This is a genomic window from Kocuria sp. JC486 (genome assembly GCF_011602805.1).
Taxonomy (GTDB): Bacteria; Actinomycetota; Actinomycetes; order Actinomycetales; family Micrococcaceae; genus Kocuria; species Kocuria soli.
The window spans coordinates 11,745-26,947 of record NZ_JAAOZS010000001.1; the positions used below are offsets into that span (position 1 = coordinate 11,745).

Annotated in this window: 15 protein-coding genes; 9 read left to right on the forward strand and 6 right to left on the reverse strand. The window is 66.2% G+C overall.

Annotated elements, in window-relative coordinates:
- Position 1 precedes the first annotated feature (1 nt).
- The gene (locus GWK18_RS00070; RefSeq protein WP_166832397.1) at positions 2–1,243 is read left to right on the forward strand and encodes a hypothetical protein; all 1,242 of its coding nucleotides are present in this window, start codon (positions 2–4) and stop codon (positions 1,241–1,243) included.
- Between the two features lie 69 nt (positions 1,244–1,312).
- On the opposite strand, the gene GWK18_RS00075 is transcribed toward GWK18_RS00070, so the two are convergent.
- Positions 1,313–2,911, reverse strand: coding sequence for an ABC-F family ATP-binding cassette domain-containing protein (locus tag GWK18_RS00075; RefSeq protein WP_123824784.1), 1,599 nt, complete (start codon positions 2,909–2,911; stop codon positions 1,313–1,315).
- A gap of 65 nt (positions 2,912–2,976) precedes the next feature.
- Entirely contained in the window at positions 2,977–3,555 is a 579-nt protein-coding gene (locus tag GWK18_RS00080) for a PadR family transcriptional regulator (protein ID WP_123824785.1), read from the reverse strand.
- A gap of 341 nt (positions 3,556–3,896) precedes the next feature.
- On the opposite strand from GWK18_RS00080, the gene GWK18_RS00085 reads away from it, so the two are divergent.
- The 8 genes from GWK18_RS00085 to catC all read left to right on the forward strand — a co-directional run bounded on the left by GWK18_RS00085 (position 3,897) and on the right by catC (position 11,099).
- Complete coding sequence (locus GWK18_RS00085) at positions 3,897–4,964, forward strand: aromatic ring-hydroxylating dioxygenase subunit alpha (RefSeq protein ID WP_123824848.1); 1,068 nt, start codon at positions 3,897–3,899, stop codon at positions 4,962–4,964.
- A 72-nt stretch (positions 4,965–5,036) separates the two neighbouring features.
- Entirely contained in the window at positions 5,037–6,086 is a 1,050-nt protein-coding gene (locus GWK18_RS00090; protein ID WP_123824786.1) for a PDR/VanB family oxidoreductase, read from the forward strand.
- Positions 6,087–6,139: 53 nt separating this feature from the next.
- Positions 6,140–7,507 carry an MFS transporter gene (locus GWK18_RS00095; protein ID WP_166832401.1) on the forward strand — a complete coding sequence of 456 codons (1,368 nt, stop codon included), beginning with the start codon at positions 6,140–6,142 and terminating at the stop codon, positions 7,505–7,507.
- Positions 7,508–7,543: 36 nt separating this feature from the next.
- Entirely contained in the window at positions 7,544–8,191 is a 648-nt protein-coding gene (locus tag GWK18_RS00100) for a biotin transporter BioY (protein WP_123824788.1), read from the forward strand.
- Between the two features lie 29 nt (positions 8,192–8,220).
- Entirely contained in the window at positions 8,221–9,009 is a 789-nt protein-coding gene (locus tag GWK18_RS00105; protein WP_233568706.1) for an ABC transporter ATP-binding protein, read from the forward strand.
- Positions 9,006–9,665: a CbiQ family ECF transporter T component gene (locus GWK18_RS00110; RefSeq protein ID WP_123824789.1), complete on the forward strand. Its 660-nt coding sequence runs from the start codon at positions 9,006–9,008 to the stop codon at positions 9,663–9,665. The genes GWK18_RS00105 and GWK18_RS00110 overlap by 4 nt, the downstream gene beginning before the upstream one ends.
- A 48-nt stretch (positions 9,666–9,713) precedes the next feature.
- On the forward strand, positions 9,714–10,664 hold the full coding sequence (locus GWK18_RS00115; RefSeq protein ID WP_166832403.1) for a neutral zinc metallopeptidase: 951 nt from the start codon (positions 9,714–9,716) through the stop codon (positions 10,662–10,664).
- 156 nt (positions 10,665–10,820) lie between these two features.
- Complete coding sequence (catC, locus tag GWK18_RS00120) at positions 10,821–11,099, forward strand: muconolactone Delta-isomerase (protein WP_123824791.1); 279 nt, start codon at positions 10,821–10,823, stop codon at positions 11,097–11,099.
- Between the two features lie 102 nt (positions 11,100–11,201).
- Here the strand turns inward: catC and GWK18_RS00125 are convergent, their stop codons facing one another.
- The 4 genes from GWK18_RS00125 to sufB form a co-directional block, all read right to left on the reverse strand.
- Positions 11,202–11,540: a metal-sulfur cluster assembly factor gene (locus GWK18_RS00125; protein WP_123824792.1), complete on the reverse strand. Its 339-nt coding sequence runs from the start codon at positions 11,538–11,540 to the stop codon at positions 11,202–11,204.
- A 9-nt stretch (positions 11,541–11,549) separates the two neighbouring features.
- Complete coding sequence (gene sufC, locus GWK18_RS00130; protein WP_166832405.1) at positions 11,550–12,317, reverse strand: Fe-S cluster assembly ATPase SufC; 768 nt, start codon at positions 12,315–12,317, stop codon at positions 11,550–11,552.
- A 56-nt stretch (positions 12,318–12,373) separates the two neighbouring features.
- Positions 12,374–13,585, reverse strand: a complete 1,212-nt coding sequence (gene sufD, locus GWK18_RS00135) for a Fe-S cluster assembly protein SufD (protein ID WP_209280888.1) — start codon at positions 13,583–13,585, stop codon at positions 12,374–12,376.
- A 103-nt stretch (positions 13,586–13,688) separates the two neighbouring features.
- Positions 13,689–15,140, reverse strand: coding sequence for a Fe-S cluster assembly protein SufB (gene sufB, locus GWK18_RS00140; RefSeq protein ID WP_123824794.1), 1,452 nt, complete (start codon positions 15,138–15,140; stop codon positions 13,689–13,691).
- Positions 15,141–15,203: the final 63 nt, after the last annotated feature.

Sequence of the window (15,203 nt, forward strand, 5' to 3'; positions counted from 1 at the left end):
CATGACTGTCGAGCCCGCCCCGCCCAACCTCGTCTTGGCCGTCGGACCGGACCGGTTCGAGGTGAAGGCCTCCGGACCCGAACTCTACGGGGCTCTGCGTCATCTCTGGGTGCGATGCCTCGCGCCCGGACAACCCGCGAGGTATTCCAACGGGAACTCCACCCGCGACTTACCCGATCACTCCGGAGGGAACGGGCGGGTGGACGGGAACGGGGCCGGAAATGGGTACGGCTCGGGTCCGGTTCTCTTGGAGAGCGAGGTCGGGGTGTCCCGCGTGACCAACGACGTCATCACGGCGCGACGCGGCCTGAGCATCGTGTTTCACGCCGCGGGCCTGGCGGATCGGGAGTCGGGATGCAGCGTGGCGCTCGTGGCCCCGAGCGGGACGGGCAAGACCATGGCCGCCCTGACCCTGTGCGACGAGTTCGGCTACCTCACGGACGAGGCGCTGGTGGTGGATCCGTCCACCGATGAGATCACGGCGTACCCCAAACCACTGGCAGTCCTGCCCCCGGACGGCACCAGGCCGAAGCACCTGGTGTCCCCCGACGACCTGGCACTCGAAATCGCCCCTCCCCACCCCGTCCTGACTGCGTTGCTCGTCCTCGACCGCGTCACCGCCGGCGATGGACAGGTCGAAGCGTCGGAACAACCGTTGGTCGAGCGGTTGACGCTGGAAAAGGCGCTCGCCGCCCTGGTCCCGCAGACCTCGGCACTCACGGCACTGCCCCGTGGCTTACGCGCCCTGTGCTCGCTCATCGATCGCGCGGGCGGGGTCCACCGCATTCGGTACACGACCACGGAACAGCTGCGTCCCGTGGTCCGTGACCTCCTGACGGGTCAGGACAAGGGGGCAGGCACCCGCGGGCACCCGTGGGAGCCCTACGACGTCGACCCGCCGAGGACCAGCCATACACCGGTGGAATCCGCGCTCCCGGTGCGCGTTCCGACCGCGTCGTCACGTCCAAGGGCGACGGGCGAGCCGGCCGCCGTTCAGCGAGCACCCGTGGACGACGCCGTCGTGATCGACGAACGGTATCTGGCCCTGCTGTGCGGTCAGCGGTTTGCGGTGGTGCAGGGACTCGGGTGGGCCCTGTGGGAGCAGGCCGCCGAACCGGTTGCCGGGGAAACCCTGGTGGACCGATTTGCCACCGATCCGGAGGCACCCGAGGACGCCGCCGACCGGGTGCGGTGGGCACTGGACGAACTTCTGCAACAAGGCGTGTTGACCGCGGTGCCCTGAACGCTGTGCTGGGCGAGGCCCGACAGCTCAGCCACGCCGCACGCGCCTCCTGCCGGGTGGGGAACGGGATCAGGCCAGGGAGATCAGGTCCCGGTACTCCTGCGACCACAGGTCTTCGATGCCGTCCGGCAGCATGACCACCCGCTCGGGATCGAGCGCCTCGACCGCACCCTCGTCGTGGGAGACCAGGACCACCGCACCCTCGTAGTTGCGCAGCGCAGCCAGGATTTCCTCGCGGGAGGCGGGGTCCAGGTTGTTCGTCGGCTCGTCCAGCAGGAGGACGTTGGCCGAGGAAGCAACCAGGGTCGCCAAGGCCAGGCGGGTCTTCTCACCACCGGAAAGGACGCCCGCCGGCTTGTCGACGTCGTCACCCTGGAACAGGAAGGAGCCCAGAATGGTGCGTGCCTGGGTGTCGGCCAGGTCGGGCGCAGCCGTCTTCATGTTCTGCAGGACGGTGCGGTCGGTGTCCAGTGTGTCGTGTTCCTGCGCGAAGTAGCCCAGTTTCAGGCCGTGACCGGCCTCGACCACACCGGAATCAGGGTCCGTGACGCCGGCCAGCATGCGCAGCAGCGTGGTCTTGCCCGCACCGTTCAGGCCCAGGATCACCACCCGGGAACCGCGGTCGATCGCAAGGTCGACGTCCGTGAAGATCTCCAACGAGCCGTAGGCCTTGGACAGGCCTTGGCCGCGCAGGGGGGTCTTTCCGCAGGCGGCCGGAGCAGGGAAGCGGATCGCGGCGACCTTGTCGGCCACCCGCTCTCCCTCGACCCCCGCCATGAGCCGCTCGGCGCGCTTGATCATCTGCTGGGCCGCCACGGCCTTCGTCGCCTTGGCACGCATCTTCTCGGCCTGGGACATCAAGGCCGAGGCCTTCTTCTCCGCGTTGGCGTACTCGCGCTTCCGGCGGTGTTCGTCCTGTTCACGCTGGAGCTTGTAGTGCTTCCAGTCCATGTTGTAGATGTCCACGACGGCGCGGTTGGCGTCCAGGTAGAAGACCTTGTTGACCACCATCTCCATGAGTTCGACGTCGTGCGAGATGACCAGCAGACCGCCGGCGTAGTTCTTGAGGAAGTCCCGCAGCCACGTCACCGAGTCGGCGTCCAGGTGGTTGGTCGGCTCGTCCAACAGCATGGTGTCCGCATCGGCGAACAGGATCCGCGCCAGTTCCACACGGCGCCGCTGACCACCCGAGAGGGTGCGCAGCGGCTGGTTGAGCACGCGTTCCGGAAGGTCCAGGTTGGCCGTGATGGTGGCGGCCTCCGACTCGGCGGCGTATCCACCACCGGCCACGAACTCCGCCTCCAGGCGGGCGTAGCGCTTCATGGCCTTCTCCCGGACCGCGTCATTGGGGTTGGCCATGTCTTCCTCGGCCACGCGCATCCGGGCAATGACCTCGGCCAGCCCGCGGGCGGAGAAGATACGGTCCCGAGCCAGCTGCTCCATGTCCTCCACCTTGGGATCCTGCGGGAGGTACCCGATGGTGCCGGTGCGCGTCACGGTGCCGTCGGCGGGGAGTGTCTGACCCGCCAGGACCTTGGTCATCGTGGTCTTGCCTGCGCCGTTGCGACCAACCAGTCCGATCTTGTCCCCGCGCTGGACCCGGAAGTTGACCTGGTCCATGAGCAGGCGTGCGCCTGCTCGCAGTTCAAGGTTGGACACGGTGATCACGGAGAGTTTGCCTTTCGCAGTACGCCCCTCCGCCATTCGGAGGACCGAGACAGTCTAGCGGCGCGTCACAGGGCCTGCAGTGTCCCCAAGCACTCCTCTGCCCAGTCGATCTCGGCCTGGGAACGGGCGCAGACTCCCCGGTAGGCCATGAGCTTGAACTCCACGACGCGGCGGGCCTCGGCGTCGTCGTACGTTTCCAGACGACGACGAAGGGTCGGGTGCGTGCGCCGGGTGATCTCCTCGATCTGCTCCTCGGCCATCTGAAGCACGCGCGAGTGATGTTCGATGTGTTCCTGGAAGTGCTGCCGGGCGGTGGCCGGGTCGGTCCATTCGAGGTACGCGGTACGAAGGCGTACCGGGTCCCTCTCCAAGGTGTACGTCAAGGGCGAGGCGACCCAGTCACCCAGTGCGGCCTTCCCGTCCTCGGTGACCGTGTACTCGGTCTTGGTGGTGCCTTTGCTTCCCCAGGGCACGGGGCGGGTGGACAGCAGACCGTCGGCCTCCATCTTGCGGAGTTCGGGGTAGATCTGCGAGTCCGAGGCGTACCAGATGTTGCCCACGGAGCCCGCGAAGCGCTTGGCGGCGTCGTATCCGGTCATCGGGCCGGCCGTGATCAAAGCGAGCAGGGCACTGCGCAGGCTCATGTGGCTCCTTGTACGGGAAAAGGTGCGAGAAAAGGTGCGAGAAATGGTGCGGGTCAGGATGAGGCGAAAAATGCTGGTTCTGCCGTTGAGGCAGGTCCTGCCATACAACCACGGAATCCCTGAGCACCGAGCGCGTTCGAAACGCGCGGCAACTGTTGCCAATAACTAAGCGCTTAGTTATTGTGTGAGCAGCCTCACAGTCTGATCTCGGACTGGTCGCCTCGTCCTTCAAGGAGGTCCCCGTGTCCATCACGACCGAGCAGAACGCAACCCAAGCCCCCGCCCCCGGCGTCACCGCCGATGTCTCTGAGAGCATCGCGGAACACACCACGCCGGAGCAGATCACCACGGCCAAGATCTTCCCCTACCCGCTGAACGCGTGGTGGGTGGCAGCCTGGGATCACGAAGTCACCTCCAAGGCCCTGCTGTCCCGGACCGTGGCCGACAAGTCCCTGGCCCTCTACCGCACGGAGGCCGGCGCCCCCGTGGCCCTGGCCGATGCCTGCTGGCACCGGCTCGCTCCCCTTTCGCAGGGCAAGCTCGTGGGCAACGATCAGGTCCAGTGCCCCTATCACGGCCTGCGGTTCAACCCGGCGGGACGATGCACGTTCATGCCCGCCCAGGACACGGTGAACCCCTCCGCGCGGGTTCCCTCCTACCCCGTCGTCGAACGTGATCGCTACGTCTGGGTCTGGCTCGGCGATCCTGAACTCGCGGATCCGGAGACCATCCCGGACATGCATCAGATGTCGAGTGAGGAATGGGCCGGCGACGGCGAGACCATCGCTGCCGAGTGCAATTACCAGTTGATCCTGGACAACCTCATGGACCTCACCCACGAGGAGTTCGTCCACTCGTCGTCGATCGGCCAGGATGAACTGTCCGAGTCCGACTTCGAGGTCACCCATGACGGCAACACGGTCACCGTGTCCCGCTGGATGTACAACCTGGATCCCCCGCCCTTCTGGCTCAAGAACATGCGGGACAAGTTCCCCGGGTTCTCGGGGAAGGTCGACCGCTGGCAGATCATCCACTACAGCTACCCGGGCACCATCTGCATCGACGTCGGCGTCGCCAAGGCAGGAACCGGGGCCCCGGAAGGCGATCGTTCCCAGGGAGTCAACGGCTACGTGATGAACACGATCACTCCGGAGACCAAGCGGACCAGCCACTACTTCTGGGCCTTCATGCGCAACTACCGGCTGGAGAGTCAGCTCATCACCACGCAACTGCGCAACGGGGTGCACGGGGTCTTCGGTGAGGACGAGACCATGCTCAAGGCTCAGCAGACGGCCATCGAAGCAAATCCGGACCACGAGTTCTACAGCCTCAACATCGACGCCGGAGGCATGTGGGTGCGGCGGATCCTCGAAAAGGCCTTGCGCGCCGAGGGCCGTGAGCAGGCGTGAACGCTTCCCAGCGCCCCGAATCCCGTACCGGCCATCCACGGCCTGCCCCGCAGCGCGGAAGGAGCTGACGACATGGCGGAATCACGGAACCGACGCTGGCAGAGGGCCACTGTCGCCGAGGCCGTCGACGTCGCTGACCGGATCATGCGGATCGTCCTCGCCCCGGAGCATCCCCGCAAGGTTCGAGCCGGCGAGCACATCGACCTCGAACTCGAACTGAACGGCCGGACCGAGATGCGGTCGTACTCGCTGGTCGAGGCGAACGACGACGGGTCGCGGCTGGCGATCACGGTGTTCCACACCCCGCACTCCCGCGGCGGGTCCGAGTACATGCACACCCTGGGGGTGGGCGACGTCCTGCGGATCACCGAGCCACTGCAGGACTTCCCGCTACGAGTGGGTGCTCCGCAGTACGTGCTCCTGGCCGGAGGAATCGGCATCACCGCGATCCTCGGAATGGCGCGCGTCCTGAAGGCGGTCAGGGCCGACTACCGGGTGATCTACGTGGGGCGCTCCCGTTCGGCCATGGCGTATCTCGACCAGGTGCGCGAGGAGCACGGTGACCGGGCCCGGATCCACGTGGACGACGAAGGCACGTCGCTCGACGCCGCCTCCGTCGTCGCCGAGCTGGCTCCCGGGACGGAGCTCTACATGTGCGGCCCCATCCGCCTCATGGATGCCGTCCGCCGTGCCTGGATCGAACGCGACCTGGAGATCTCCGACCTCCGCTTCGAGACCTTCGGCAGCTCCGGATGGTTTGATCCCGAGGAGTTCGAGGTGGAGATCCCGCGGCTGGGAGTGAACACGACGGTCGGGCGCGACGAATCGTTGCTCGAAGCCCTGGAGCGCGCGGGCGTGGAGATGATGTTCGACTGCCGCAAGGGTGAATGCGGGCTGTGCCAGGTCACGGTCCAGGAGATCCGTGGCGAGGTCGACCACAGGGACGTCTTCTTCTCGGAAGCCCAGAAGAGCGTCCGCCCGGCGGCCAAGTTGTGCAGTTGCGTTTCCCGCGTGGCCACGGAGCAGACCGACGACGCCGCCGCGGCCTCCGGTACCATTTCATCCTCCTCCCCCGTGGAAACGACGCATCCCGTTCCGCGCCTGCGCATCGACGTCAGCTGACGACAGTCCGAGCGGCCAATCGGTCGCCACGAGCCCCCAGTGAAGGACCCGACATGAATCTGCGCGAAGCCATCGACACCCGGCCCATGGTCGGATATCAGTGGGTGGTGGTGGGGCTCTGCACCCTCCTCAACGCCTTGGACGGATACGACGTCCTGGCCATGGCCTTCACGGCGAATGCGGTGACCCAGGAATTCGGCCTGACGGGATCCCAGCTGGGTGTGTTGCTCAGCGCGGGGCTGCTCGGCATGGCGGTCGGGTCCTTGGTTCTGGGACCACTGGCCGACCGGTTCGGACGCCGCCCGGTACTGATTGCGGCGCTGCTCATCAACGCCGTGGGTCTGTTCCTCTCCGTCACGGCGGGTTCCGTGTGGCTGCTCGGGCTCTGGCGCGTGGTCACCGGGCTGGGAGTCGGCGGCATTCTGGCAAGTGCCACGGTGTTGACCAGCGAATACGCCAACCGCTCTCGCCGCGGCATGGCCGTGAGCATCTTCACCGCGGGATACGGCCTGGGTGCCACCCTCGGTGGTCTGGGCGCGGCTGAACTCATCCCAAGTTTCGGGTGGCGTTCGGTGTTCCTGGTCGGTGGCCTGCTGACCTTGGCGGCCACCGCCGCCGTCGTCGCACTGTTGCCGGAATCCGTCGACTACCTGAGTACGGGTCGTGGCGCGAGTGCGGATCGCAAGGCTCGCGTGGTGGCCCGTCGGTTGAAACTGGAGGACTCCGCCGGGGTGGCCTCTGCCGCTGATTCGAGGTCCCCGGGCGCAGAGCGGGACATGGCGCGTGCGGTCGTGGGGGAACCCGCAGACGGTGGAAAGCCCCGTGACACCGTGTTCAGCCAGCGCTACCTGGTGCAGAGCCTCCTGCTGTGGGTGTCGTTCTTCGTGATCATGTTCGGCTTCTACTTCGCGAACACCTGGACCCCTCGCTTGTTGGTCGAATCCGGGATGTCCGAACAGCAGGGCATCGTCGGTGGTCTCCTGCTGACCCTCGGTGGCACCTTCGGTTCTCTGCTCTACGGCTTGCTGACCACGCGGATCAGTGAGAAGGGCGTGCTGATCGCGTTCGTTGTCCTGAGCTCGGTCTTCCTGGTCGTTTTCATCACCACCACGTCCATGGCGCTCGTGGCCTTTGCCAGCGGTGTGGTGGTGGGCATGCTCGTCAACGGGTGCATTGCCGGCATGTACACGCTGGCGCCCATGACCTACGAGCCGCACCTGCGCACCACGGGCGTCGGATGGGGTATCGGTATCGGGCGTGCGGGGGCGATCCTCGCGCCGATCACCGTCGGCGCGTTGCTGGACGCGGGATGGACTCCGGTCCAGCTCTACATCGGGGTCGCGGCGATCATGCTCCTGTCGGCGTTGGCACTGCTGCGGCTGCGGGCCGGCAGCTCCACGCGAAAGACGGTCGCGGCGTGATTCGCACCAGACTTGAACAGTGTTTAAGATACCGTCATGCCTACTTCACCTAGCGTCGGCCCCACGCCTGCTTCTGCCACCTCGGACCCGTCCCGCTCCCCGGGTGACCACCGCAGGGGGGCCTCCGGATTCGACGTCGCACTCGTCGGGGTCTTTGCCGCGTTCTGCGCGGTGATGTCCGTGCTTCCCGCCATCCCGGTCGGTCCGGTGGCGGTGCCCATCACGCTGCAGACCCTGGCCGTGTACCTCACTGGGCTCGTGCTGGGTGGACGGCGAGGTGGCGCGGCCGTGCTGCTGTACGTCCTCGTGGGCGTGGCCGGACTGCCCGTGTTCGCGGGATTCCGCGGTGGACCAGGGGTGCTGGCCGGCCCGTCTGCCGGATACATCGTGGGTTTTGCGGTCGCAGGCTTCCTGACGGGCGCGATCGCCTACCGAGTCCTTCGGCGTAGCCATGGATCCGGGGCGCGACTGCTCGGACTGCTGTTGGCGGCAGTCGTCGGTGGGTTCCTCGTCACGCGCTTGCTCGGGGTCCCGGGACTGGCCCTCAACGGAGGTCTCACCCTGCGCGATGCGTTCCTGGCCGACCTGATCTACTGGCCGGGAGACCTGGTCAAGTGCGTGGCTGCGGCCTTGGTGGCTGCCGCCGTTCACCGGGCCTTTCCGCGATTGGCGGCTCGTCGTTGATCTTCGGGCTTGGCCGCTCGAGGGATTCTGTGGAAGAGCGTCCCGGCTTGGACGCCAACGTCGATCGGACGGTGGGCGTCCTTCTGCAGGACCTCCACGTCCGGGTGCCTGGCGTCGACGGCCGGACCGGTGAAACCCCGATCCTCGAGGGCGTGACCGCCTCCCTCCGCGAGCCTCGCACCGCGGTTCTGGGCCTCAACGGGTCGGGCAAGTCCACCCTGCTCAGAGTTCTCAACGGGCTGATGCGGCCCAGCAGCGGCAGGATCAACGTACACGGGATCGACGTCGTCGCCTCCCCACGGCGTGCGCGGCGCGCCGTGGGATTCGTCTTCACGGACCCCACGGCGCAGTTGCTCATGCCCACGCCCCTGGAGGACGTCGAACTGTCCTTGCGGGACGAACTGGGCGATCCTGGTCGGCGGCGGCAACGAGCTATGGACTTGCTTGAGGAGATGGGGCTGGGACACCGGATGCACCATTCGGTGTACGATCTCTCCGGTGGACAGCGGCAGCTTGCCGCGCTGACCTCCGTGCTGGCCGTCGATCCGTCACTGCTGGTGCTCGACGAACCCACCACGCTGCTCGACCACCGCAATCGCGCCCGGTTCCTGGAACTCCTCGGTGACCTCCCCCAGCAGGTGGTCTTCTCGACGCACGATCTGGCTCTGGCGGCCGCCGCGGACCGGGTACTCGTGGTTCACGGGGGCCGGCTCGTGGCGGACGGCGGTCCCGAGCTGGTGGACCGATACGGGGCATGGTGCGTGGACGGCTTCCCTGGTGAGGGCACGCAGAACGACGACGGGGCGGCGGGCGCGTGACGGGCCGCCGAGAGATCTTCGGGTCCTACCGTCCCGGCGACACCTGGCTGCACCGGCTGCCACCGTGGGCGAAGACCGTGTCCGTGGTGGTGCTCTTCGTCGTCCTCTTCCTACCCCTGGAGCGCTCGGTACTCCCCAGAGATCAGGAATCGTGGCACCAGGCGGCCGGATGGGGCAAGCCGTTGGTCTGCCTCCTGGTCGTGATGGCGCTGGGCATGACGGCGGGGATCCGTTGGCGCAGTTGGTGGGAGACGGTGCGTCCCGCCCTGCCCGTGTTCCTCCTGCTGGCGCTGTACCACCTGCTCATGGGTACGGGAGCCCGAGGGGCAGGCGTTCTGCTGACCGTCGTGGCGGCGATGATCGCCACGCGAGTTCTGCTGGAAACCACGCCGCAAGCCGTGTTGTTGGACGGGGTGGTCAGGTTCCTGAGCCCACTTCGGCTGCTCGGTGTCGACCCCGCAAGGGTGGGACTGGCGTTGCAGATCATGATGCGCTCGGTCCCTTTTCTCATGGGTGTCACCAGTGACGTCCGGGAAGCCGCAGCGGCCCGCGGAGTGCGGGCGGGGCCGGTTCGACTCGCCACCCCCGTCGTCGTCGCCGCTGTCGCACACGCCCAACGCACGGGTGAGGCGCTGGTGGCGCGCGGCCTGGAATGACGACGGCGAACACCTCATCGTTGCCTGAAAGCACACTAGGATGCAGCTATGAGCTTTGAAGGTGGAGGGCGTTTGGACACGTCCCGCGTCCAAACGGGTGGTTCGGGTGGCGGCGGTGGCCGCGGCATGGTCGTCGGAGGCGGGCTCGGTGGATTGCTCCTGACGATCGTCCTGGGTCTGATCTTCGGCCAACCGGTTCTGGGCGGTCTGGACGGTGCGCTGAACCAGTCGACGTACGACGAGTACTCCACCGGTTCCGGCAATGACGCCGCAGCGCAGAATGAGCTGGCCGAGAAGTGCCAGACCAGCGAAGACGCGAACTCCCAGACGGACTGTCGTGTGGTGGCGACGGCGAACAGCCTGGACGCCATGTGGTCGACCTACCTGCCGGAGAGCGCGGGCGTTCAGTACAACATGCCGGGCCTGGTCCTGTTCAGCGGCTCCGAGTACTCCCCGTGCGGGACGGCCTCCTCCGCCACCGGTCCGTTCTACTGCCCGTCCAACCAGACCGTGTACCTGGACTCGTCCTTCTACTCCACTCTCCAGAGCGATTTCGGTGCCGAGGGTGGGCCGCTGGCCGAGGAGTACGTCCTGGCCCACGAATTCGGCCACCACATCCAGTACCAGCTCGGTTACCTGGGGGCAGCCAGCCAGGACCAGCAGGGTGAGGACTCGGGCGCGGTGCGCGTGGAGTTGCAGGCGGACTGCTACGCCGGTGTGTGGGCCAACCGCGCATCGAGCGACGACTTCACGGGTGGCGTCAACCTGGAGAAGCTGACCGAAGACGATCTACGCTACGCGTTGTCCACTGCCGAAGCCATCGGTGACGACCACATCCAGCAGACCACCTCCGGTCGGGTCAACCCGGAGGCCTTCACACACGGCACGTCTGATCAGCGCGTTGCCTGGTTCATGGCCGGGTACAACGACGGCGACATCGCGAAGTGCGACACCTTCTCCGCCGGGAACCTGGACGATCCCGCCTCGATCCGCGGCTGAGGCAGACGGGCCCGGAGCTGCGAACGGAACCGGGTCGGGGCGTCGTCGTCCGGGATCATGCCTCACCCGACCATGCCTCACCGGTGGAGGCCTGTTGAACGCTTGAACTAGGCTCGACTTGTCTTGATCGGACAACGACGTCAGGAGAAAGCGTCCATGAAGTTCCTGTGCCGCATGCAGGTCCAGTTCCCCGAGTCCATGTCGGCCGAAGAGGTTGCGCAGAAGCAGGCCCAGGAGAAGGAGTACTCCCAGGCTCTCCAGCGCTCGGGTGAGTTCGAGGCGATCTACCGCGTGGTGGGCAAGTACGCCAACGTCTCCATTTTCGACGTCGAGTCCAACGACCGCTTGCACGAGATCCTCTCGGGCTTCCCGATGTTCCCGTACATGAGCATCGAGACCACTCCCCTGAGCAAGCACCCGAACTCGATCCGCTGAGTGACGCACAAAACCCCCGCCGAGTGTCCGTTTCCGGTCGCCTCAAGGTGTCTGAGGCGACCAGAAACGGACACTCGGCGGGGGTTTCCTCCGCGAGGCGGATCAGATGTTGAAGCCCAGGGCCCGCATCTGGTCGCGGCCGTCCTCCGTGATGCGCTCCATGCCCCAAGGGGGCATCCATACCCAGTTGACGCGCCATTCATCGACCAGCGTGCCGATGTTCTGCTCGACCTGCTCCTCGATCACGTCCTGCAACGGGCAGGCCGCGGTGGTGAGGGTCATGTCGAGCTTGAGGGCCCCGTCGTCCATGTAGGACGCGCCGTACAAGAGCCCCAGGTCCACGATGTTGACCCCGAGCTCGGGGTCGATCACGTTCTTGAGCGCTTCCTCGATCTCCTCGATCTGCGGAGCACCCTGCGGAATGTCAGTGGTCTCGGTCATGACGGTTCCTTACCGGCCGGCGGCGGCGGCCACGTACTTGTCGTAGCCCTCTTCCTCGAGCTTGACGGCCAACTCCGGGCCGCCCTGTTCCACGATGCGCCCGTCATTGAACACGTGGACGTAATCGGGCTTGATGTAGCGCAGGATCCGGTTGTAGTGCGTGATGAGCATGACGCCCATGTCGTTGGATTCCTTGGCGCGGTTCACGCCCTCGGACACCACCCGGAGGGCATCGACGTCCAGGCCGGAGTCCGTCTCGTCCAGCAGCGCCATCTTGGGCTTGAGCAGTTCGAGCTGCATGATCTCCATGCGCTTCTTCTCACCGCCGGAGAAGCCTTCGTTGACGTTGCGCTGGATCATGGCCGGGTCCATCTTCAGCTGCTCCGCGACGGCCTTGACGTCCTTGGTCCAGGTCCGCAGGGACGGTGCTTCGCCGTCCACGGCGGACTTGGCCGAGCGCAGGAAGTTGGAGGTGGTCACGCCGGGGATCTCCACCGGGTACTGCATGGCCAGGAACAGGCCGGCTCGGGCGCGCTCGTCCACGGACATGTCCAGGACGTTCTCCCCGTCCAGGGTCACGGAACCGGAGTCCACGCGGAACTTGGGGTGACCGGCGATGGTCGAAGCAAGGGTGGACTTGCCGGAGCCGTTGGGGCCCATGATCGCGTGCACCTCACCGGAGTTGATGGTGATGTTCACGCCCTTGAGGATCTGCTTGCTGTTCTCGTCGTCGAGCAGGACCGATGCTTGCAAGTCCTTGATTTCCAAAGTGCTCAATGTGTCTCCTGAAGTGCTTCGAAAGGTGGTGTGGGCCCTCGGTCCGTGACCGGGGCTCAGTGATCGGCGTTGGACAGTTCAGCTTCGACGACGTCGCGCAGACGCGCCTCGATGCCCTCGTCCTCGATCTGCTGGAGAATCTCGAAGAGGAAGCCGCGAACCACCAGGCGGCGGGCCTCCACCTCCGGGATACCGCGCGACATGAGGTAGTACAGGTGCTCGGAATCGAGCTGGCCGGTGGTCGACGCGTGGCCGGCACCGGCGATCAGCCCGGTCTCGATCTCGAGGTTGGGGATGGAGTCCATCCGCGGCCCGTCGTTGAGAATCAGGTTGCGGTTGAGTTCGTAGGTGTCCGTGCCCTCTGCCTCGGGGCGGATCAGGACATCACCGACCCACACGCCGTGCGCCCCGCGACCCTGCAACGCCGACTTGTAGGTCACGCGCGAGACGCAGTTCGGCTGCGAGTGGTCCACGAACAGGCGCGACTCGAGGTGCTGGTCGTCGTCGACGAAGGTCAGACCGTACATCTCGACCTCGGCACCTGGCCCGGTGTAGCGCACGGCCGGGGTCACGCGGACGGTGTCGCCGCCGAGGTTGACGGAGACGTGCTTGAACCGGGCGTCCCGTCCGAGCTTGCCGTGCTGGGCCGAAGCGTGGGCGGTGCCCTGGTCCTGCCACTCCTGCAAGGTCACCACGGTCAGGTTCGCGGAGTCCCCCACCAGGAACTCGATGTTCTGGCTCACGACGGCGGTACCGCTGTGATGCAGGACGATCCGCGCCTTCGAGAACGCCTGGGCGTCCACGATCAGGTGCTGAGCGGCGGGGTCCGTGTGGGACCCCTTGATCTCGACCAGGACGGTGTCCGCGATCTCGGCTTCCCGGGGAACGGTGATCACCGTGGCCTCGCGGAAGTGTGCCCACGCGTTGGCCGACAGCCGGTCCTCGGGAATGCCGGCGGAGCCGACGCGGGCGTCGTCGCGACCCACGGTCTCCACCCTGACCAGATCCGAACCGGAAACGGTCACGGCCGGAGCTTCTGCCGTCAGTTCGTCCGAGTGCAGGCCCTTGAGACGCTTGAGCGGGGTGAAGCGGAAGTCCTCCTCACGGCCCGTCAGCTCGGGAAAGTCCGCCAGGTCGTAGGACGCGGTGCGCTCGGCGCGGGAGTTGCCGGCGGGCTTCTTGGCGCCCTTCGGCAAGGAGACCTCGACCTCGCGCTCGTCCGTCGCGGTGCTGTGCTCGGTGGCCAGCTTCTCGCCCTCCTGGGTCATACCCGGAATGGCGATGCGTGCCTCGTCGGTACGGACGCCTTCGACCAGGTCCTCCTCGGCGGTGGTGGTGCCGGGGGCGGCGTTCGTGGCGGTGTTGGACATGTCAGCCAACGGATCCCTCCATCTGCAGTTCGATCAAGCGGTTGAGCTCCAGCGCGTATTCCATGGGCAGCTCGCGGGCGATCGGCTCCACGAAGCCGCGCACGATCATGGCCATGGCCTCTTCCTCGGCGATGCCGCGCTGCATGAGGTAGAACAGCTGCTCCTCGGACACGCGAGACACCGTGGCCTCGTGGCCCATGGACACGTCGTCCTCGCGGATGTCGACGTACGGGTAGGTGTCGGAGCGGGAGACGGTGTCGACCAGAAGGGCGTCGCAGACCACGTTGGACTTGGCGTTCTTGGCGCCTTCGCGGACCTGCACCAGCCCGCGGTAGGCCGAGCGGCCACCGTTACGGGCCACGGACTTGGACACGATCGACGACGACGTGTTGGGGGCGATGTGCACCATCTTGGAACCGGTGTCCTGGTGCTGCCCCTCTCCCGCGAAGGCGATCGAGAGGGTCTCACCCTTGGCGTGCTCCCCGGTCATGTAGACCGCCGGGTACTTCTGGGTGACCTTGGAGCCGATGTTGCCGTCGATCCACTCCATGGTGGCGCCCTCGTGCGCGATCGCGCGCTTGGTCACCAGGTTGTAGACGTTGTTGGACCAGTTCTGGATGGTCGTGTAACGAACGCGGGCGTTCTTCTTGACCACGATCTCGACCACCGCGGAGTGCAGCGAATCGGTCTTGTAGATCGGGGCCGTGCAGCCTTCGATGTAGTGGACGTAGGAGTCCTCGTCGGCGATGATCAGCGTCCGCTCGAACTGACCCATGTTCTCGGTGTTGATGCGGAAGTAGGCCTGCAGCGGGATCTCCACGTGAACGCCCTTGGGGACGTAGACGAACGATCCACCGGACCAGACGGCGGTGTTGAGAGCACCGAACTTGTTGTCCCCGACGGGGATCACGGTGCCGAAGTACTCCTCGAAGAACTCGGGGTGTTCGCGCAGCGCGGTGTCGGTGTCCATGAAGATCACGCCCTGCTCCTCCAGGTCCTCACGGATCTGGTGGTACACGACCTCGGACTCGTACTGTGCGGCCACACCGGCCACCAGGCGGGAGCGCTCCGCCTCCGGAATGCCAAGCTTCTCGTAGGTGTCACGGATGTCCCCGGGCAGGTCCTCCCAGGACTGCGCCTGCTTCTCGGAGGCACGGACGAAGTACTTGATGTTGTCGAAGTCGATGTCCGACAGGTCCGCACCCCAGGTGGGCATGGGCTTGCGGTCAAAGAACTTGAGCGCCTTGAGCCGCATGTTGAGCATCCACTCAGGCTCGTTCTTCTTGGCCGAGATGTCGCGGACCACGTCCTCGTTCAGGCCGCGTCGAGCGGAAGCACCCGCGACGTCGGGGTCGGCCCAGCCGTATTCGTAGTTCCCGATCCCCTCCAGCTCAGGGTTCTTCTCCAGAATGTCGCTGATGACGGTGTCATTCGCGTTCGTCACGTCAGTCATGACGGCCTCCTCTTGTCGAGCAGTGTGTCGGGTGGTTCAGGTCGGCAACGGGCTGGGGCCCGC